The organism is Pseudomonas sp. SED1, from assembly GCF_034044025.1.
Classification (GTDB): Bacteria; Pseudomonadota; Gammaproteobacteria; order Pseudomonadales; family Pseudomonadaceae; genus Aquipseudomonas.
Genome location: NZ_JAXCIS010000203.1, coordinates 1 through 20,453 on the forward strand (window position 1 = coordinate 1; position 20,453 = coordinate 20,453).

16 protein-coding genes, 1 tRNA gene and 3 pseudogenes are annotated in these 20,453 nt (G+C 60.6%); 10 read left to right on the forward strand and 10 right to left on the reverse strand.

Annotated features, from left to right (window positions below; genetic code table 11):
• Positions 1–111: 111 nt before the first annotated feature.
• Positions 112–663, forward strand: a complete 552-nt coding sequence (locus tag SNL23_RS26310; protein WP_076016399.1) for a GNAT family N-acetyltransferase — start codon at positions 112–114, stop codon at positions 661–663.
• 2 nt (positions 664–665) lie between these two features.
• On the opposite strand, the gene SNL23_RS26315 is transcribed toward SNL23_RS26310, so the two are convergent.
• The 4 genes from SNL23_RS26315 to SNL23_RS26330 form a co-directional block, all read right to left on the reverse strand.
• Complete coding sequence (locus SNL23_RS26315) at positions 666–1,679, reverse strand: GNAT family N-acetyltransferase (protein ID WP_076016400.1); 1,014 nt, start codon at positions 1,677–1,679, stop codon at positions 666–668.
• Between the two features lie 14 nt (positions 1,680–1,693).
• Positions 1,694–2,527 carry a taurine dioxygenase gene (gene tauD, locus SNL23_RS26320; protein ID WP_318304094.1) on the reverse strand — a complete coding sequence of 278 codons (834 nt, stop codon included), beginning with the start codon at positions 2,525–2,527 and terminating at the stop codon, positions 1,694–1,696.
• Between the two features lie 2 nt (positions 2,528–2,529).
• Positions 2,530–3,516, reverse strand: coding sequence for a taurine ABC transporter substrate-binding protein (gene tauA / locus SNL23_RS26325; protein ID WP_076016402.1), 987 nt, complete (start codon positions 3,514–3,516; stop codon positions 2,530–2,532).
• Between the two features lie 191 nt (positions 3,517–3,707).
• Positions 3,708–4,577: an isocitrate lyase/PEP mutase family protein gene (locus SNL23_RS26330; protein ID WP_076016403.1), complete on the reverse strand. Its 870-nt coding sequence runs from the start codon at positions 4,575–4,577 to the stop codon at positions 3,708–3,710.
• 426 nt (positions 4,578–5,003) lie between these two features.
• Here SNL23_RS26330 and SNL23_RS31655 point away from each other — a divergent pair.
• Both SNL23_RS31655 and SNL23_RS31660 read left to right on the forward strand, forming a co-directional pair.
• Positions 5,004–5,981: pseudogene (locus SNL23_RS31655) on the forward strand (HAMP domain-containing protein); the annotation flags it as partial.
• Between the two features lie 321 nt (positions 5,982–6,302).
• Positions 6,303–6,845, forward strand: a pseudogene (locus tag SNL23_RS31660) (methyl-accepting chemotaxis protein); the annotation flags it as partial.
• A 120-nt stretch (positions 6,846–6,965) separates the two neighbouring features.
• Here the strand turns inward: SNL23_RS31660 and SNL23_RS31665 are convergent.
• Both SNL23_RS31665 and SNL23_RS31670 read right to left on the reverse strand, forming a co-directional pair.
• Complete coding sequence (locus SNL23_RS31665; RefSeq protein WP_371103561.1) at positions 6,966–7,583, reverse strand: methyl-accepting chemotaxis protein; 618 nt, start codon at positions 7,581–7,583, stop codon at positions 6,966–6,968.
• Positions 7,557–8,321: pseudogene (locus tag SNL23_RS31670) on the reverse strand (PAS domain-containing protein); the annotation flags it as partial. The gene SNL23_RS31665 and the pseudogene SNL23_RS31670, both read right to left, overlap by 27 nt.
• Before the next feature lie 157 nt (positions 8,322–8,478).
• On the opposite strand from SNL23_RS31670, the gene ltnD reads away from it, so the two are divergent.
• The 5 genes from ltnD to otnI all read left to right on the forward strand — a co-directional run bounded on the left by ltnD (position 8,479) and on the right by otnI (position 13,851).
• Entirely contained in the window at positions 8,479–9,477 is a 999-nt protein-coding gene (gene ltnD, locus SNL23_RS26345) for an L-threonate dehydrogenase (RefSeq protein WP_083676702.1), read from the forward strand.
• 10 nt (positions 9,478–9,487) lie between these two features.
• Positions 9,488–10,780: a 3-oxo-tetronate kinase gene (gene otnK, locus SNL23_RS26350; RefSeq protein WP_318304097.1), complete on the forward strand. Its 1,293-nt coding sequence runs from the start codon at positions 9,488–9,490 to the stop codon at positions 10,778–10,780.
• Positions 10,777–11,415 carry a 3-oxo-tetronate 4-phosphate decarboxylase gene (gene otnC / locus SNL23_RS26355; protein ID WP_167665568.1) on the forward strand — a complete coding sequence of 213 codons (639 nt, stop codon included), beginning with the start codon at positions 10,777–10,779 and terminating at the stop codon, positions 11,413–11,415. Before otnK ends, otnC begins: the two co-directional genes overlap by 4 nt.
• 182 nt (positions 11,416–11,597) lie before the next feature.
• Positions 11,598–13,058, forward strand: coding sequence for a GntT/GntP/DsdX family permease (locus SNL23_RS26360; RefSeq protein WP_318304098.1), 1,461 nt, complete (start codon positions 11,598–11,600; stop codon positions 13,056–13,058).
• A gap of 10 nt (positions 13,059–13,068) precedes the next feature.
• Complete coding sequence (gene otnI / locus SNL23_RS26365; protein WP_167665570.1) at positions 13,069–13,851, forward strand: 2-oxo-tetronate isomerase; 783 nt, start codon at positions 13,069–13,071, stop codon at positions 13,849–13,851.
• A gap of 50 nt (positions 13,852–13,901) precedes the next feature.
• Here the strand turns inward: otnI and SNL23_RS26370 are convergent, their stop codons facing one another.
• Positions 13,902–14,723: a DeoR/GlpR family DNA-binding transcription regulator gene (locus SNL23_RS26370; RefSeq protein WP_318304099.1), complete on the reverse strand. Its 822-nt coding sequence runs from the start codon at positions 14,721–14,723 to the stop codon at positions 13,902–13,904.
• A gap of 222 nt (positions 14,724–14,945) precedes the next feature.
• Here SNL23_RS26370 and SNL23_RS26375 point away from each other — a divergent pair, with 222 nt between their 5' ends.
• Both SNL23_RS26375 and SNL23_RS26380 read left to right on the forward strand, forming a co-directional pair.
• Positions 14,946–15,797, forward strand: a complete 852-nt coding sequence (locus SNL23_RS26375) for an EcsC family protein (protein WP_076016411.1) — start codon at positions 14,946–14,948, stop codon at positions 15,795–15,797.
• Positions 15,798–15,961: 164 nt separating this feature from the next.
• Positions 15,962–17,758 (forward strand): sensor domain-containing phosphodiesterase, encoded by a 1,797-nt coding sequence (locus tag SNL23_RS26380; RefSeq protein ID WP_318304100.1) that lies wholly within the window; start codon positions 15,962–15,964, stop codon positions 17,756–17,758.
• Between the two features lie 123 nt (positions 17,759–17,881).
• Here SNL23_RS26380 and SNL23_RS26385 read toward each other — a convergent pair.
• From SNL23_RS26385 to uvrC, 3 genes are all read right to left on the reverse strand, one after another.
• A tRNA-Gly gene (locus SNL23_RS26385) sits at positions 17,882–17,957 on the reverse strand.
• A 63-nt stretch (positions 17,958–18,020) separates the two neighbouring features.
• Positions 18,021–18,581 (reverse strand): CDP-diacylglycerol--glycerol-3-phosphate 3-phosphatidyltransferase, encoded by a 561-nt coding sequence (gene pgsA, locus SNL23_RS26390; protein WP_167665573.1) that lies wholly within the window; start codon positions 18,579–18,581, stop codon positions 18,021–18,023.
• A gap of 32 nt (positions 18,582–18,613) precedes the next feature.
• Complete coding sequence (gene uvrC / locus SNL23_RS26395) at positions 18,614–20,452, reverse strand: excinuclease ABC subunit UvrC (protein WP_076016414.1); 1,839 nt, start codon at positions 20,450–20,452, stop codon at positions 18,614–18,616.
• Position 20,453: the final 1 nt, after the last annotated feature.

Genomic DNA, 20,453 nt, shown 5'->3' on the forward strand with positions numbered 1-20,453 from the left:
TGCTTTCACTCCCCACACGCTGCGTGGCAGCGATCATGGGCCCACTTGATTGATTTTTTGCCGTGTAAGACACACCTTAGAGAATCGTTTTTCTTAAAGGTGACGCCGCCAGTGTCCGAATTCCCCATCGTCAAAACCGAACGCCTGACCCTCAGGGAGCTGAGACAGCAGGACGCGGCGGCGTTGTTTGCGATTCATGGCGACGCAGAGGCAATGAAGTGGTTCGGCACCGATCCGCTGACCGAGCCTCTCCAAGCGGAGCAATTGATTGAGGTATTTGCCAGTTGGCGTACGTCGCCCAACCCAGGCATTCGCTGGGGGATTGAGGACACCGCCACGGCAGAGCTGATCGGCACCTGTGGTTTCTTTAAATGGAATCGTGGGTGGCGAAGCTGTGCGATCAGCTTTGAGATGGCGCAATCGGCACAAGGCCGCGGGCTGATGAAGGAGGCGGTTTACGCCGCCGTTCGATGGGCGTTCCAGCACATGGAACTCAACAGGATCGAGGCGCTGGTTCATCCCGACAATGCCCGCTCACTGAACCTGCTTGAAAAAGCCGGGTTCGTGCGTGAAGGAACGCTGAGGCAGGCGGGTTACTGGAACGGGGCTCATCAGGACTTGGTTCAGCTATCGCTGCTACGGGCGGAGTGTGAGTACCTCTAGGGTCAGCGTGCGACCCGACGGTAAACCAGTGTATCGCGTACCCCGAAGTACTCGCAGCGCCGCGCGCCTTGAAGGGTTTCCACCCATTCAAACCCCGCTGCCTCAGCCAGTCGTTGGCTGGATAAGTTCGCCGAAGAGGTGGTCAGGCGTAGTGTGTGCCCGCTCAACTGTGAAACCAGAACAGTCAATGCCTCCCTCATCAGCCCAAGACCGGTGTGAGCCTGATTACCCCAATAGCCGATTTCGAAGCTGTGAACCTCATCGGCAAGCGGCAGCAGGCCGATACAGCCCACCAATGCCTGGGGCTCATCACGAGATAACAGAAAGTACCTTTTCTCCCCGGCAGGTGCATCGAAGTCTTTTATCGCGCGCTGGAGGCTTTCCTGCGTGTCCTCCAGCGTCCAGTGCGGCTTGCTCCACTCGAGAAACTGGCGGTGCAGTGCGTAGCTGGCGTTCAAGGCATCGGCGAGTTCTTCTGCGAGCGCCACATCAGGCGCAACCAGGGTCATCCGGGCAGTTTGCAGGGTTGTGGGCAGCGGCGCCTGTTGTTCAATGGTCTGTACCCACACAAATCCTTCATCTTCACTGGGTGGCTCAAGCATGCTGAACACGCTTTTCAGCGCGTCCTCTGGCACTCTTTTGTCAGCATTGCGTTGGGCATTTCGCGACAGCGCCAACGCCAGCGGTGCACTCACCAGAATGCCGATCACCGGGATTGCATATTCCCTCGCGATGGAAAGCAGCTCCTCCCGATGACGCCGCGCCGGCAGGGCAGCATCGAAGACGATCGCCCCGCGACCCAATCGGTCAAGGTTTTCCGCCACCCAGCGAGACTTGCCAGCGCCCTGCACGCCCATGACCACGTAGACATGAGAGCCCTCGACCGCTTGTGACAGTACTTCCTTCAAGCGTGCATACGCGAGCTGCCATGCCTGTCGATTGCGCTCAGGCGTGTACTCCCGGCCGAACTCGGTTTCCAGATAGTCGTCCGGGTTGATCACCAAAGGCAGGTCCATCGCCTGATTCTCCATCAAAAAGGCACATCCCCCAAAATCGTCGCGCGATGCATGACCCGTCTATTGGGACGGTAATCATCAATCGCGTAATGCTGGGTAATGCGGTTATCCCAGAACGCTACATCATTCGCCTTCCATCGCCAACGCACGGTGAATTCCGGGCGGCTCACGTGGCTGAACAACAGCCGCAGCAGCGCATCACTTTCCGCCGCCTCCAGCTCATTGATTCGCGTGGTAAAGCCTTCATTCACGAACAGCGCCTTATGGCCCGTGGCGGGATGCGTCCTGACCACCGGGTGTGACAGCGGCGGATGATCCTTCCTGGCTTTTTCATAGCGCTCCAGTGCTTCGGGCGTGCTGCCGAAGCGCTCGGTGGGAAAGGACTTGATCAATTCGTGGGTAGCGGTCAGGCCGTCGAGCAGGCGCCGGATGGGGGCCGATAACGCCTCGAACGCGGCCACGCCGTTGGCCCACAATGTATCGCCACCGAAAGCCGGCACCTGCCTGGCCGCCAGCACGGAGCCCATTGCCGGCGCGGCGAGAAACGTCACGTCGGTGTGCCAGATGGCGTTGTCGCGTACGTCGGTCACCGCGGTGTCGATCAGCAGCAACTCAGGGTGCTGGTCCACATGGGGATAGATCGGATGCCGGTGCAAATCTCCGAAACACGCGGCAAACGCCACGTGTTCGGCAGGTGTAATTGCCTGATTACGGAAGAACAGCACCTGGTGCTGCAGCAGCGCTTGCTCCACCCAGTGCTGCTGCTGATCGCTCAGAGGCCGGGACATGTCCAGCCCCTCGACCTCGGCGCCGATGGCTGGGCCGAGAGGACGAAGCGTAAGGCCCATGGTTACTCTCCGACAAACTTGTCGCTGACAAAGGCGGAGTAGTCAGGCAGGACTTTTTCGATTTTCCCCTGCTCTTTCAGAAATTCGGCGGTTTTGCCGATTTCCCTGGCGGTGCCGCCGGCGAGGTATTGGGCGCTTTTTTGTTCGGCGGCGCTCGGGAACGATGAGCCTTCGAGCAGCTCGGGAATATCCGCAGCGTTGGCGCCTGTGAGTCGGGCGATGCTTTTTACAGGTGCGGAATCAGCGGTCCAGTCCTTTTTATGCGCAGCGTAATCGGCAATCGCTGCCAGGCTGACCTTGGCAAAATCGGCTACCACTTTCGGGTTATTTTCTGCGAAGTCCTTGCGTGCCACCCATACTTCAAAGGTCGGTGCTCCCCAATTCGAAACCTCGGCAGCATCGGTCAGAATCTTGCCGGTCTTGCGAATTTCACCCAGGGCAGGCGACCAGGTAAACGCCCCGTCGATATCGCCACGGCTCCAGGCGGCGGTGATTTGCGCCGGGGTGAGGTTGACGATGTTGACCTTGCGCGGGTCCAGGTTCCAATGCTTCAGCGCGCCCAGCAGGCTGTAATGGGAGGTCGACACAAACGGCACGGCGATGGTTTTGCCGATCAGGTCTTCAGGGATTCTGATCCCGCTGCCATCGCGTACCACCAGCGCCTCGGAGCTGCGAATCTGCGCGCTGACAATGAACGCCACCAGCGGCATGTTTCGCGACGCCGCCGCGGCAAGCGGGCTGGAACCCAGGTTGCCGATCTGCACATCGCCTGAAGCCATGGCGGCAAGGACGGCCGGGCCGGCGTCGAACTTTCGCCAATCGATTTTCTGGCCGATGCCTTTTTCATATTCGCCGTCGGCGATGGCGCGTTTGAGGGGGTCGATGCCGTTGATGTAGCCGATGGTAAGGTCGGCGGAGTGAGCGCTTAGGGAAAGGACAGCGAGGCCCACGGCCGAAATGAGATTCCGGGCCAGTTTCAGCGTTTTCATTTTTATAGATTCCTGAGCGGATAAGGCTTGAGCAGCGCCAGTCCCGGCGCACCAAGGGTCAACTCAGTTAGAGGATATTGTTCTATAAAAAATAAAATAAATAATTTTATGGAATTAGCTTAGACAAGGACGGTGACGCCCGGGCGCGGTGAATCACCACCGCGCCAACACCATTGGTCAGGCCGCCACTGTCACTCTTGGACATCCATGAACTCTTTGGCCCAGTTCACGTAGGTGTCGGGGAACGTGTAGGTGTGGGTCAGTTCGCTGGCGGTCAGGTTCGATGTGCTGCGCGTGAGGTTGCGCTGTTCACGAAGACTGTCGTAGGTAGCCTTGATCGAGGCGAAGTAGGCGCCGTGGCCGGCAACCACAATCCGCACACCCAGCTTGGCCAGGCGTTCGTTGTCATTGAGGTTCGGGTTGGCGTAGGTCACCAGCATCAGCGGAACCGTCAGGCCTTCGGCGATCTGCTCAAGGTGGTCGAAGTCACGGATGCCCACCATGCAGATGCCATCTGCGCCGGCTTCTTGATATGCCTTGGTGCGATGGATGACGTCTTCCACTGGCAGCACGGCGGCGTTGGTCCGCGCGATGATCGAAAGCTGCGGATCGACCCGCGCTTCCAGGGCTGCCTTGACCTTGCCCACGCCCTCTTCCGTGCTGATGAGGTCGGTGGATTTGCGCCCGAACTGCGCGGGCAGCAAGGTATCTTCAATGGTCAGCGCTGAAACGCCCGCACGCTCCAGTTCCTGGACGGTGCGCATCACGTTGAGGGCATTACCGTAGCCGTGGTCGGCGTCGGCGATCACCGGAAGCTGCGCCACCCGGCCGATGCGGGTGGCCTGCTCGACGAACTCACTCAGGGTAATCAGCGCAAAGTCCGGCGCAGCCAGAACCTGCAGCGACGCCACCGAGCCACCCAGGATGCCGACTTCGAAGCCCAGGTCTGCAGCGATCCTGGCAGACATCGGGTCGAACACCGAGGCGGTGTGAAAGCAGTGCTGGGAGGCCAGCAGCTCGCGAAACGAGCGCCGCAGATCATGGTGGGAAATTTTCGACATGTTCACTCCTCACTGTCGCCGTATACGCGGGAACGACCAGTGCCAATTCAAAAGTGAGGCTAGCGTATCACGCCGGAAAAAGATGGTTGATGACGTTTGAGAAACTTATACATCACGTTTAGCAGCGGCGTTTGATGGCGCTGTGTTCGAGGAATGAGACCACCAGCCCCCACCGGTAAACTGTGCGTTCGCCCTCAAGTGAGCGCCCCCGCAGTCGATACACAGAGGGTACGCATGGCCACACCCGCCTTCAAAACAACACATGCGACGTTCGACGCAACTGTTTTCTCCTTGCCAAAACTATAAATACCCGCAGGTGAAGTCATGAATATCAAGCAGAAGCTGACCTGGGCCTTTGCGGCCATCGCGTGCCTGCCGGTCATCCTGGTGGCCATTTTGGTGGTGCTGAATGTGCGCGAGGGGGCCATGGCCAATTTCCTCGACAGCAGCGGCCGCGAGATCCGTCAGATCGACAACGGCATGAAGCAGTTTTTCGACGGCATCAGCCAGAACGTCGAATACGTGGCCAAAGACCCGCGCGTTGTCGCGGCCAGGGACCTCAAGAGTTATGCCGGCGCCGACGCCGCGCAAATCCCGCTGACTACGACCAACAAGGACCTTCTGGGGATTTTCGACCAGTTCGCCAAAAGCCATCCCAGCACCGCCTACCTGTCCCTGGGACTGAGCGACGGCGGTTACGCCAGTTGGCCTGACGACACCAAACTGAACAACTACGACCCGCGCGTGCGCCCCTGGTACCAGGCGGCCATCGCCGCGCCAGGCAAGACCGTGCGTACCGGCGCGTACTATTGGGCACCAGACGATGTGTCGCTGATCGGCACCGTGCACACCGTCACCGACGATACGGGCAAGATCCTTGGCGTCGTCGGCCTGGACGTGTCGCTCAAGCAACTCACCGAACTGGTGCGCAACATCAAGCTCGGCGACAGCGGCTACCTGATGCTGGTGGAAGCCAACGGCAACGTGCTGGTAGACCCCAGCGACGCCAAGCACAACTTCAAACCGATGGCCGACCTGGGCGCTAATTATGCCGAGCTGGCCAAGCGTGGCGACGGCGTGACCCAGGTCGACATCGAGGGTGTGACCTACATGGCCAACGTGGTCAGTTCCAAAGACCTGGGCTGGCGTTTTATCGGCCTGATCAAGCGCGACGAAGTGATGGCCGGCGCCACTCGCCTGACTTGGCTGATCGCCGCCATCGCCGCCGCACTGGCCGTGGTGTTCGCGATTGTCGGCGCCAGCTTTGCCAGCGTGATCGTGCGCCCGATTCGCGGGGTGGCCGACGGCCTGCAAGAGATTGCCGAAGGTGAAGGCGACCTCACCCGCCAACTCAAAGTGCAGGGCAAGGACGAAACCGCCAGCCTGGCGGGCTGGTTCAACCAGTTCCTGAGCATGATCGCCCAGTTGGTGCAGCGCATCGGCAATGCCTCTTCCGACCTGCAAGCCGCCGCCGCCGACACCCGCGATGTGGCCCACAACATGAACCAGGCGGCAGGCCGCCAACGTGAGGCCGTGGAGCTGGTCAGCACCGCCTTCAACGAAATGGTGGCGACCGCCAACGAAGTCGCCCGCTCCTGCAGCGCCGCCGCATCGAGTGCCGACGAAGGCTACCGCGATGTACACGACGGCCAGCAGCATATCGGCGAAGCCACTGGCAGCGTGCTCAAGCTCAGCGAAGACCTGCAGCGCTCCACCCAGACGATGCAACAACTGGAGCAGGACAGCAAAAACATCAACACGATCCTCGACACCATCCGCTCGATTGCCGAACAGACCAACCTGCTGGCGCTTAACGCCGCCATCGAAGCCGCACGTGCCGGTGACCAGGGCCGCGGGTTCGCTGTGGTCGCCGACGAGGTGCGTGCGCTGGCCCGACGCACCGCCGACTCCACCGGCGAAATCGACAGCCTGCTGGGCAACCTCGCCCGCCGCACTCAGGAAGTCACCCAACAGATGCAGGGCAGCCTGCTGGTGTCCCACACCAGCGTGGAACGCATCCAGCAGGCTCGCGACAGCTTCGACAAGATCCGCGGCTCGGTCGACTCGATTCGCGACCAGAACACCCAGATCGCCACCGCCGCCGAGGAGCAGCACCAGGTGGCCGAAGAGATCAACCGGCACATCGCGCAGATCCATGCCGACGCGCAGTTGGTGGAAGGCTTTGCGCATTCGGCACAGACCGGGTCCGGACGGTTGACGGATATTTCCGGTCAGCTCAAGGGCCTGGTGGGGCGCTTTAAGTTCTAGGTATTTCGCTGAGGGTAATGCCTGAACCGCTTACAGCGCGGGCAAAAAAAAGCGCCACTCAATGAGTGGCGCTTTTTCTATTCCCTGTTCGACGTCAAGAGCAAGGCGCAGCTTGAGGCTCTACCCCACCCAGCTGATGGCGGTCTTTGGAATCACTTCGGATTCATCGAGCTTGGAAGCGAACATGCTCACCGCCTCGACCGCGTCGCTGGTGCCGTTGCGAATCTGCAAAATCACCGAACCGGCTTGATCGGCCAGCGTAACGCCGCGCTGCGCACCTTCCTGGGTGGCATTCATGCTGACAACCGCGTCCCGTGTCTCGGCGAGAATCTTGCTGATCATCTCGGCGATTTCCGCCGTGGAGCGGCTGGTGCGCCCCGCCAGCTGCCTCACCTCGTCGGCGACCACGGCAAACCCTCGCCCTTGATCCCCTGCCCGGGCGGCCTCGATGGCGGCATTGAGCGCCAGCAGGTTGGTCTGGTCGGCAATCCCGCGAATGGTATTGACGATCGCGGTGATCTGCTCGGAGCGATCGCCCAGTTGCCCCACCAGTCGCGCAGACGCCCCGATGTTTTCGGCAATGCGGCGCATCTCACTGGCGGTCTCTTGAATGACCTGGGTGCCCTGCTCGGCAAACTTCTCGGTCTCGGCAGAAATATGGTAAGCCCTTGAAGCGCCGCGGGAGTCGGCCTCGAATTTCTCGACCCGCTCGGTGATGTCACTGGCGAACTTGACGATCTTGGTCAACTTGCCGTCGGCGTCATACACCGGGTTATAGCTTGCCTCCAGCCACACGACGCGGCCGTGCTTGCCCAGGCGTTTAAATTGCCCGCTGAAAAACTCGCCCGCATTCAGGCGACGCCAGAAGTCGGTGTACTCATTGCTGTTAACCAGGCCGGGTTCGCAAAACAGGCGGTGATGCTTACCCTTGAGTTCCGCCAGCCCATAACCCATGACATTCAGAAAGTTTTCGTTGGCGACCAGCACATTGCCGCTCAGGTCGAACTCGATCACCGCCATGGCCCGGTCCAGCGCCACGAGCTTGCTGCGGGTGGCGGCCTCCTGGGCCACTTTGTCGGTGACGACAAGCGCATACTTGACGACCTTCAACACCTGGCCACGTTCGTCCAGCACCGGGTTATAACTGGCCTCCAGCCAGACCGTCTGCCCGTCTTTATTGACCCTCTGAAAGGTGCCGGAAACGAATTTGCCGGCCCGAAGCGCGGCCCAGAATTCGCCGTACGCCGCGCTGTTCGTCAATGCAGGCAAGCAAAAGTCCCGATGTGACGTTGCACTCAATTCATCCGGGCGGTATCCCAACGCCTGCAAGAAGTTATCGTTGGCGCGAAGCACCTTGCCGTTCAAGTCGAACTCGACCACGGCCATCGAGCGCTCAAGCGCAGCCACCAATCCTTTGTACCCTGCAACATCGGCCGTCCTGGCCGCCAGTTCTGTTCTCAACGTTTTATTGAACATGACGTACCCCTTCAGAGCAATGGACTCTAAAGGCGCTATCGGCTGTCCGGTACGGAACTAAACACAGCCCGGCAGCCTTTTTATTTGACGTCAATTTAGTGCGCTTTGCCGGGTGCCACCCGAGCCTGCGCGACGCTCACACCGCCAATGTTAAAATATGTTATTTGAAAAAATTACTTCACATAATCTGATCACTGGTGGATTATCAGCCCAACACGTATCACCCCCTGACCACAAAACAGGAACCCCCATGAATAATAAGAACGTAGGCGTTATTGGACTTGGCGCGATGGGCCTGGGCATTGCCCGCTCGTTGCTGCGCAACGGTTTCAATGTGCATGCCTGTGACGTGCGTGAAGCCGTCACACAACAGTTCGCCAGCGAAGGCGGCGTAGCCTGCAGCTCACCGGCACAGATGGCGGGTGAATGCGATGTGATCATCACCGTGGTGGTGAATGCCGAACAGACCGAGACCGTCCTGTTTGGTGAGCACTCGGCGGCCGCCGCATTGCGCCCGGGAAGCCTGGTGATTGGCTGTGCCACGGTGGCGCCGACCTATGCGGTGGAGCTGGGCCAGCGCCTGGCAGAAGCCGGGTTGTTGTACCTGGACGCGCCGATCTCCGGCGGCGCCGCCAAGGCCGCGGCCGGCGAAATGACCATGATGACTTCCGGCCCGTCCGAAGCCTATGCCAAGGCGGATGCGGTGCTCGCGGGCATGGCCGGCAAGGTCTATCGACTGGGGGACGTGCATGGCCTGGGCTCCAAGGTCAAGATCATTAATCAGTTGCTGGCGGGCGTGCACATTGCCGCCTCCGCCGAAGCGATGGCGCTGGGGCTGCGCGAAGGGGTCGACGCCGATGCCTTGTACGAGGTGATCACCCACAGTGCCGGCAATTCCTGGATGTTCGAGAACCGCGTGCCGCATATTCTCAAGGCCGATTACACGCCGTTGTCCGCCGTGGATATTTTCGTCAAGGACCTGGGCCTGGTGCTGGATACCGCACGGGCCAGCAAGTTTCCGCTGCCGCTGTCGGCCACCGCGCACCAGATGTTCATGCAGGCCTCCAGCGCCGGTTTCGGGCGTGAGGACGATTCGGCGGTGATCAAGATTTTCCCTGGCATCGAACTGCCGACCGCCAAGCCTGACTCCGTATAAGGACCGCGCCATGAACCTACCTGCCGCACGCCCTTTGCTGGGCTGCATTGCCGACGATTTCACCGGAGCCACCGACCTCGCCAATATGCTGGTGCGCGGCGGAATGCGTACGGTGCAGAGCATTGGCATTCCGAGCGACGAAGTCGCGGCCGGGCTGGACGCAGACGCCATCGTCATTGCCCTGAAATCTCGCACCCTGCCCGCTGCCGAAGCCATCGCCGACTCCCTGGCCGCCCTGGAGTGGCTGCGCGCACAGGGTTGCGAGCAGATTTTCTTCAAGTACTGCTCCACGTTCGACTCGACGTCCGCCGGCAATATCGGCCAGGTCAGCGAAGCGCTGCTCAAGGCGCTGGGCAGTGACTTCACCCTCGCCTGCCCGGCGTTTCCGGAAAACGGCCGGACGATCTTCCGTGGCCATTTGTTCGTGCAAGACCAGTTACTCAATGAGTCGGGCATGCAGCACCACCCGCTGACACCCATGACCGATGCCAACCTGGTCCGTGTGTTGCAGTCGCAAACCTCATACAAGGTTGGGCTGCTGCGCTACGACAGCATCGCCCAGGGCGTTGCGCAGGTTCGCGAGAAGATCGCCGAACTGCGCGCCCAAGGTGTGGGCATGGCGGTTGCCGATGCGCTGTCCGACCAGGACCTTTATACCCTCGGCGCCGCCTGCGCCGACTTGCCACTGTTGACGGGTGGTTCGGGCCTGGCCCTGGGGCTTCCGGAAAACTTCCGCCGTGCCGGCAAGCTGCGCGACTTCGACCCGGCCTCACTGCCAATGGTGGAAGGCGGCGACGTGGTGTTGGCCGGCAGCGCGTCGATCGCCACCAATGGCCAGGTTGCCGCCTGGATCGAGGCCGGGCGGCCAGCGCTGCGCATCGACCCACTGGCCCTGGCGGCCGGTGAACCGGTGGTGGCAAACGCCGTGGCTTTTGCACGCAACCAGCCACACACCGTCTTGATCTACGCCACCAGCACCCCGGACGAAGTCAGGGCGGTCCAGCAGCAACTGGGCGTCGAGCATGCGGGCGAGCTGGTGGAGAACGCCTTGGGCGCCATCGCCCAGGCCCTTCGCGACAGCGGCGTACGGCGCTTCGTTGTCGCAGGCGGTGAAACCTCCGGTGCGGTAGTCAAGGCTCTCGGCGTACAGCTGTTGCAGATTGGCGCGCAGATCGACCCCGGGGTGCCGGCCACCGTCAGCAACACGGTTGAGCCGCTGGCGCTGGCTCTCAAGTCCGGCAACTTCGGCGGCCGGGACTTTTTCGACAAGGCCCTGAAGCAATTGGCCGGAGGTGCGCAATGAGCCGCGAAAACGCACTGCGCGAGGAGATTTGCACAGTTGGGCACAGCCTCTACCAGCGCGGGTTTACGGTGGGCAGCGCCGGCAACATCAGCGCCCGGCTCGATGACGGCTGGCTGATCACCCCCACCGACGCCTGCCTTGGGCGCCTGGATCCTGCGGCCATTGCCAAGGTCGATCTGGTGGGCAAATGGGTGTCGGGCGACAAGCCGTCGAAAACCCTGGCCCTGCATCGCCAGGTCTACGATCGCAACCCTGGCGTCGGTGGCGTGGTGCATACCCATTCCACGCACCTGGTGGCCTTGACCCTAGCCGGGGTGTGGAGCCAGGACGACATCCTGCCGCCGCTGACGCCGTACCAGGTGATGAAGGTGGGCCATATCCCGTTGATCAACTATCAACGCCCTGGCGCCCCCAATGTCGCCGAACAGGTGGCGCAACTGGCCAACCGCGTACGCGGCGTGATGCTCGAACGACTGGGGCCGGTGGTCTGGGAAAGCTCCGTGTCCAAGGCCAGCTATGCCCTGGAAGAACTCGAAGAAACCGCACGGCTTTGGCTGATGAGCAACCCGCGCCCGGCGCCACTGGACCAGGCCGCACTGGACGAACTGCGGGAGACCTTCGGCGCCCAGTGGTAGGTCTCCGGTTTTACTCGCAACGCCCCTGATGCACGCCTTCGCGACGAGGCCGCCACGCTGTCGCGACTGCGTGCCTGAACAATAAAAACAACAGGACATTCCAGCATGATCAAACCCTACTGCAGTGTTGAACCTTACAGTGGCACTTACCTTCCGGACGTTCAGCGCGAAGGGTGGATGCTATGAGCCCGCTTATTCTGATGGCAACCGCCGGCCTTGGGATCGCGCTGCTGCTGTTTCTGGTCCTCAAGTACAAGTTCCAGCCGTTTGTGGCGCTGATGCTGGTGAGCATCCTGGTGGCGTTGGTCGCCGGGGTGAAACCGGCCGACCTGGTCGCCACCATCGAAGGCGGGATGGGCAAGACCCTCGGCCATATCGCAATCATCATCGCCCTGGGCGCCATGATCGGTCGCATCATCGAGTTGTCCGGTGGCGCCGAGGCGCTGGCGAAAACCCTGATCGAACGCTTCGGTAACCGACGCACGCCACTGGCGTTGACGGTGGCCGGCTTCATCATCGGTGTGCCGGTATTCTTCGAAGTCGGGGTGATCATCCTGATGCCGCTGGCCTATGGCGTTGCTCGCCGTGCGCGCAAACCACTGCTGATATTTGCCTTGCCGATGTGCGCGGCGCTGCTCACGGTGCACGCCTTCCTGCCTCCGCATCCAGGTGCCGTGGCGGCCGCCAGCCAACTGGGCGCCGACCTGGGCCGGGTGCTGATGTTCGGGCTGCCGCTCACGGCCTTCCTGTGCTACGTCGGCTACCGCGTGGCAGGACGCATGACCCGCCGCTTCTATCCGATGTCCGATGATATCCGTGCCGAAGTCTACGGCCCCCACGTGACCAACGATGACCTGCGCGCCTGGCATAACGGCAACGCCCAGAACGTCGAACAGGGTGCTGGCGCCATCGCGCACATGGGTCTCGAAGAATCTACCAGCAGTCTCGTTGCCAAGCTGCCGCCCGCTCCGGCGCCGGGGTTCGGGCTGATCGTCAGCCTGATCCTGTTGCCCATCATCCTGATTCTGCTGGGCACCCTGGCGACGTCGCTGCTGCCCATCGAGTCGACGTTGCGGGCGATCATGACGGTCCTCGGCGCTCCGTTGGTGGCACTGCTGCTCGACACCTTGCTGTGTGCCTGGCTGTTGGGCTCCCGTCGCGGCTGGAGCCGTACCCAGGTGTCCGATGTGATCGGCTCGGCATTGCCCGGCGTGGCCATGGTGATCCTGATCGCCGGTGCCGGCGGCGTGTTCGGCAAGGTGTTGGTGGACACCGGGATCGGTGCGGTGGTCTCCGACTTGCTGCGCACCACCGGGCTGCCGGTGCTGGCGCTGGGCTTTTTGCTGACCATGCTGCTGCGCGCCGTGCAGGGTTCGACCACCGTGGCGCTGGTGACCACAGCGGGTATCATCAGCCCGTTGATTGCCACGCTCAACCTGACGCCCAACCATATGGCCCTGCTGTGCCTGGCCATGGGCGGTGGCGGGCTGGCGATGTCGCACATCAACGATGCCGGCTACTGGATTTTCACTAAACTGGCCGGCCTTAATGTGGCCGACGGCCTGCGCACCTGGACGGTGATCACCACCCTCCTGGGTACCCTGGGTTTCCTTGTCACCCTGTTGATCTGGCCTTTCGTCTGAAGGAGTTCACATGCCTCGCTTTGCTGCCAACCTGAGCATGCTCTACCCCGAACGTCCGTTTCTAGAGCGCTTCGCCGCTGCTGCCGCCGACGGATTCGAAGCGGTGGAGTATCTGTTTCCCTATGAGTACAGTCCGCAGGAACTTCAGCAACGCCTGAGCGACAACGGCTTGGTGCAAGCCCTGTTCAACGCGCCGCCAGGTGACTGGGCGGCGGGCGAGCGCGGCATCGCGACCTTACCGGGTCGCGAGGACGAGTTTCGCGCCGGCTTCGACCGGGCGCTGGAGTACGCCGCCGTGCTGGGCAATACCCGCATCCATGTGATGGCCGGCTTGCTGCCGTCGCAAAGCGACCGAGCGCAGCACCATGGCGTGTACCTGGAAAACCTTGCCTACGCTGCCGCCCAAGCGGCGCAGGCCGGCGTTACAGTGCTGCTGGAACCGATCAACACTCGAGACATGCCGGGGTTTTTCCTCAACCGCCAGGATCAGGCACAGGCCATCTGCAAGGAGGTCGGCGCCCGCAACCTGAAGGTCCAGTTCGACTGCTATCACTGCCAGATCGTCGAGGGCGACCTGGCCGTGAAGCTGCGCCGCGACATGGGTGGCATTGGCCATATCCAGATTGCCGGCGTGCCTGACCGGCATGAACCGGACCTCGGGGAGCTGAATTACCCTTATCTGTTTGAGCTGATCGATGAACTGGGGTATGACGGCTGGATCGGCTGCGAATACCGACCGCGGGGCGACACCTCGGCCGGCCTGCAATGGTTGCGGGACTGGAAGGCACGCTAAACAACGCTACCCTGCCCTGCGCAGCGCTCGCAGCAGACCGAAAAGACCCGTCAGGCAGGCGTGAGGTCGGACGGCAACATCAGTTCGACGCCTTGCTTGCGTATGCCGTCCGCTGCGGCGGGGGCCAACGCAGCGTCGCTGATGACGATATCGAACTGCTCCAGGCCAGCGATCTTGTACATGCTGAAGGTGCCGTACTTGGAACTGCTGGCCACCAGCACCACTTGCGACGCCGACTGCATGGCCACCTGCTTGACCTCCACCTTCAACGCCGAGGGGGTGGTTATCCCGCGTCGCAGGTCCCAGGAACTGGTGGAGATAAAGGCGATGTCGGTGACCACCTGGCGCAGGGTGGCCACTGCAAGCCCGCCGACACACGAATGGTTGGAGTGATCCAACTGCCCGCCCGTGTGAATCACCGTCACCTGCGGGGCGTCCATCAGCGCCTGTACCACGCCGAAGTCGTTGGTCACCACGGTCATGCCGGCGAGTGCCTTGATGTAAGGCACGATCTCCAGCGTACTGGTGCCTGCGTCCAGGTAAACCGTCATGTCCGCACGCAGCAAGCGCGCGGCAAGCCTGGCCATGGCCTGTTTCTGCGGCAACTCCACCACGGCCTTGAGCTGATGGCTCGGCTCGCTGTGAAGCTGGCTGGCAATGCGTACCCCGCCGGTGACCGAATACGCCCGGCCTTCCTGCTCCAGCAACGCAATGTCGCGCCGCACGGTCATGTGCGAGCAATCGAACATCTCCATCAACTGATGAACACTCAGCACTTGGTGCTTGCGCAGTTGACGCAGTATCAGCTCACGGCGCTGATCAGGAATCATCGGTGCGCCGCTCTCGGCGGTGATGTCCTTCTGGCTTGGCATTCGAGGCTCCAACGGGTACGGCGGACGGGGTTCGGGTGAACCACATAGTAGCGAATCCATCGCTGCCCGCGCGAGCCTGACAAAAAAAGCCGAGTTCAAGATGACTGACCGCCAAACGACCCGCTGGCGAACGAAGCACGTGCGCAGGTCAATACTGGGCAAAGCGTGACGGCACGATGGCCCGCCTCGCGTGTCTTTGTTTTATGAGAACCGGAAAACTTCATGGAGACGCCTGTGAGCATCAGAGACAACGCCGAGGACTACCAGGCACTCAAGCGGGCCGTCGGCCTGCTGGAGTCACCCTCCCTGACAGCGAGGCTGTCCGGCATGATCGGCTCACCGATTGAAAGCGCGGTGAAGGCATTGCCGGGGGTGGTTTCAAAAAGGATCAACGGCGCCGTGGCGGCGGCGCTGCACTCCTCCGCCGGCGCGGCGCTGAAGAGCCTGGAGAACAGCCCGAAAAAACCGGCCTCGACCCGGCTGCACAAAGCCTTCGCGGCGACCTCGGGCGCTATCGGTGGGGCCTTCGGTTTTGCGGCGCTGTTTGTCGAACTGCCGATCTCCACCACCATCATGATGCGCGCGGTCGCCGATGTGGCGCGCAGCGAAGGTTTTGACCTGGGGGACTTTGCGACCAAGCAGGCGTGTATTGAGGTGTTTGCCATGGGCGGCAACCGCCAGGCCGACGATGCGACGGAGACGGGTTACTACATGACCCGCAGCTTCACTACCCAGGCCATGCAACAACTGTCGAAGGAACTGGCGGGGATCGCCGCCAAGCAGGGTTCCAAGGCCATCAGCACCTTGTCCCCGGGGCAAGCTGGCAAATGGCTGGCGATCCTGATCGATAAGGTCGCGACCCAGTTTGGCTTTACCATTTCCAGCAAGTTCGCGGCGCAGGCCGTTCCCGTGATGGGCGCCTTTACCGGGGCGACCATCAATACGCTGTTCACCCACTTCTATCAGGACATGGCGCGGGGGCACTTCATCGTCAAACGGCTTGAAGAGAAATATGGTTTTGAGGCGGTCAAGGATGAGTACATGGCCATCAAGGCAGCCCCCCGGGTGAACTAGACGCGGGGAAATGCCTGGCACCACGATGCCCTGGGAACAGGTTTGCCGGGAGTGGCCGCCCGGATGCATACGTTTGCGCTATCTGGTGCATAGAAAAAATAACATCATAATGATGGCACTGTCTGATACTTTGTTGTACGAACTTAGCCACTCCGAGGATTGTCATGGGCGAAGGCGCTCCTATTCCGCCGAATGAAGTTGAACGGCTAAAAGAGGTCGCGAAATTTTGTCCACCCGACAGCGACTACGATGACGTCTTTGAAAAAATCGTCGAGATGGCGTCTGCCTACTTCAATGCCCCCATCGCACTGATTTCAATTGTCGATAAACACCGGCAATGGTTCAAAGCACGCGTGGGACTGACAGAAACGCAGACACCGCGAGAAGTCTCTTTTTGCGCCTACTCTACGCTGGACAATTCCCTGCTGGAGGTGATGGACGCGACGCTGGATGCCCGTTTCAAACACAACCCCCTGGTAACAGGGCCGCCGCATATTCGTTATTACGCGGGCGCGCCGTTGACCACGGAGGATGGTTTTACACTGGGAAGTCTCTGCATCATTGACACCGTCTCCCGCCCCCCCATGAATGAGCGTGACAGTGCGATGCTCAACGGCTTCGCCGAGCTGGTGATGATGCGCATACAGGGCATGCGGTCTCGCAACTTTATAGACCAACCCACGGGGCTGTTTAATCGACTCAGGCTTGAAGAGGATATACGTCAAGCGCTGAAGCTTAAAAAACCGTGCCGTGTGTATGCAGTTGACATTACCTCGCCAAAGTTCCTCAACGATATCGTAAAGGCCCTGGGATATAGCTTTGCGGGAGACCTGGTCCTGGCGATCAAATCTCGCCTGCAAACACTCTTACCCACGCGGTGCCTGCTTTACAAAATAAGCCCGACCCGGTTTGGCTTCATCCTTGAGGAGGAACAAACCACCGAGCACATCTGCACAAGTATTCTGACGGACTTCAAAAAGCCGGTTGAATGCCACGGCATCCCCATACTCATGCAAGTGGGGATTGGCGTCCTGCCTATTCATGGCTCAGGGCAGCAAGACTGGCTGCGCCTGCTGGTCAGCGCAGCAGATGAGGCGCGTGACCGCAAGCTGGGATGGTCTCTCTATAAACCTCATTTTGATGCCGCTCAACAACGCGCTTTCATGTTGTTGAGTTCTTTGCCGGAGGCGGTCAGGTCCGACAAACAGTTCAGCCTGGTGTATCAACCCAAAATCAAACTGCCTTCCGGAAGCTGTCATTCGGTAGAGGCATTGTTACGGTGGACCCATCCGTTGCTTGGCCCCATCAGCCCTGCTGAATTCATACCCTTGGCTGAAAAAACCGCCCTGATACCCTCCGTTGGATTATGGGTGCTCAACGCAATCATCCGGCAAACGGTTGTTTGGAAAGCGCAAGGTCTGCTCCTGCGGATAGCGATGAATATCACTGTCAGCGATCTGGAGAGTTCAGAGTTCGTAGACGCGATGATTCATGAAATTCAAACGTACGGCCTGGACCCGGCCAGCTTTGAACTTGAGTTTACCGAAAGCATGCTGATGACCAACCCTGAAGAAGTCATTCGGCAGCTGGAACGGGTTCGTAAGTTTGGCGTAGAGGTTGCCGTTGATGATTTCGGCACGGGCTACAGTAACTGGGCGTATTTGAAGGAACTACCGGCCACTAGCGTCAAGCTTGATCAATCACTGATCAGCGGACTGGGCACCAATCAAAATGACAAGCAACTGGTTAAAACCCTGATAGGCCTGGCGAAGGGGCTCGGCTACCGCGTCGTTGCCGAAGGCGTAGAAAATGAAGAAATCCTGGACCTTTTAATACAGTGGGGGTGTTCCGAAGCGCAGGGCTATCTGATAGCAAAGCCTATGAGCGCAGCGGATCTGGAAACCTGGATAGGAGTGTGCTCTGGCGACCCTTCATTAGACGGTACCCAAAACCATACTTAAACGTACCGGATCGCCCTGGATTTCAGTAGTTTTGCGCAGAAACGAAAAAAGACGCCGAAGCGTCTATTCCTTAAATCACAGGCAAAAAAAAGCCACTCGTTAGAGTGGCTTTTTCTTTGTGTTTGGAGCGGGAAACGAGACTCGAACTCGCGACCCCGACCTTGGCAAGGTCGTGCTCTACCAACTGAGCTATTCCCGCGTCTTGGTGATGCGCATTCTATAGAATCCTCATCACCCGTCAACCCCTTGATTCAAAAAAGTTTTATTTCTTTTCAACCTCGGTGCGCAGATGCGGCCAAGCAGCGCGTAAATATTGCAGCATGGACCACAAGGTCAGGCCTGCGGCGACCAGCAGCAAGGCATAGCCCAGCAATACCCAGAAGGAGAAGTCCGACGGGTTGGCCAGCAGGATCACCAGGGCAAGCATCTGCGCCGCAGTTTTCCATTTGCCCATGTTGGACACGGCCACATGGGCACGAGCGCCGATTTCGGCCATCCATTCCCGCAGCGCGGATACGACGATCTCGCGACCGATGATCACGGCCGCCGGCAAGGTCAGCCAGAGGTTGCCGTGTTCCTGCACCAGCAATACCAGGGCGACCGCTACCATCAGCTTGTCGGCCACCGGGTCGAGGAACGCGCCAAACGGCGTGCTCTGCTCCAGGCGGCGGGCCAGGTAGCCGTCCAGCCAGTCGGTGGCAGCCGCAAAGGCGAAGACCGAACTGGATGCCATGTAACTCCATTCGTACGGCAGGTAAAACAGCAAAATGAAAATCGGAATGAGCAGGACGCGTAGAACGGTGATCAGATTAGGGATATTCATCGGCACAACTGGCTACGAGGTGAGAAGGCATTCTACTCGCTGTGCAGATTTGCATAAATCAACTCTGCGAGCTTTTTACTGATACCGGGAGCTTTGGCTATTTCTTCGATGCTGGCACGGGACAGCTCCTGCAAGCCACCAAAATGTTTTAACAAGTCCCGCCGCCGCGTTGGCCCGACCCCCGCCACCCCTTCCAGGGTTGAGGTACGCCGGGTTTTGCCACGTCGGGCGCGGTGGCCGGTGATGGCGAAACGGTGGGCTTCGTCGCGGATCTGCTGGATAAGATGCAGCGCCGGGGAGTCACCCTTCAAAGTGAACTCATGGGCTGCATCATTCAAGTACAAGGTTTCAAAACCGGCCTTGCGGGTGGCACCCTTGGCCACGCCGAGCAGGATCAGGTCGGGCACCGCCAGTTCGTTGAGCACGTCGCGGGCCATGGACAGCTGGCCCTTGCCACCGTCCACCAACAGGATGTCCGGCAGTTTGCCCTCGCCGTCCTTCAGTTTGCTGAAGCGCCGGGTCAGGGCCTGATGCATGGCGGCATAGTCATCGCCCGGGGTGACGCCTTCGATGTTGTAGCGCCGGTAATCGGACTTGATCGGCCCTTCCGGCCCGAACACCACGCAGGAGGCCACGGTGGCTTCGCCGCTGGAGTGGCTGATGTCGTAGCACTCGAGGCGCTGGGGCGGCTCGTCGAGGTTAAGCACTTCGGCCAAGGCGTCAAACCGTGCGGCGACGTGCTGGCGGTTGGCCAAGCGTGCACCCAAGGCCTGTTCGGCGTTGGTCACGGCCAGTTGCTGCCAGCGGGCACGGGTGCCGCGCACGCGGTGGCTGATGTCCAGCTCGCGGCCGCGCAGTCCGTGAATCGCTTCGATCAGTGCCGGGAAGTCCTCGTGCACCACGTTGACGATCAGCTCACTCGGCAGGTCGCGCTCAGGGCTGCTGACGTAGTACTGGCCGAGGAACGCCGCCATGACTTCGGCGACCTCCTCTTCTATACCGGTCTGGGGGAAGAAGTTCTTGCTGCCCAGCACCCGGCCGCCGCGCACGCTGATCAGGTGCACGCAGGCGCCGCCCGGGTTGACGAAAGCCGCGATGACGTCAACGTCGCCGGTACCACCTTCCATGCTTTGCTGGTCCTGCACGCGGCGCAGCAGGGAGATCTGGTCGCGCAGTTCGGCGGCGCGCTCGAAATCCAGGGTGCTCGCCGCTTGCTCCATGGCGCCGGACAGTTCATCGGCCAGGGCGTTGCTGCGGCCCTCGAGGAACATCACCGAGTGACGCACGTCCTCGGCGTATTCCGCAGGCTCGACAAGACCCACGCACGGCGCCTTGCAGCGTTTGATCTGGTACTGCAGGCACGGACGATTGCGGTTCTTGTAGAAACTGTCTTCGCACTGGCGCACGAAAAACGCCTTTTGCAGCAGGCTCAGGCTTTCGCGAATGGCGCCAGCACTGGGATAAGGCCCGAAATACTTGCCCTTCTGCTTCTTGGCACCGCGATGGATGCTCAGGCGCGGAAAGTCGCCGTCCGAGAGAAACACGTACGGGTAGGACTTATCGTCACGCAGCAGGATGTTGTAGGGCGGCCGCCATTCCTTGATCAGCGTCTGCTCAAGCAGCAGCGCCTCGGTTTCATTGGCGGTGATGGTGGTTTCCACCTGGGCGATACGCGCCACCAGTGCCGCCGTCTTAGTTGCCAGGCCGGTCTTGCGGAAGTAACTCGCCAGGCGGCTCTTCAGGTTCTTGGCTTTACCGACGTAGAGCAGGCGCGCTTCGCTGTCGAACATGCGATACACGCCAGGACGGCCACTGCAGGTTGCAAGGAACGCACTCGGATCGAATTGGACCTTTATTTCAGGAGCTGTCATT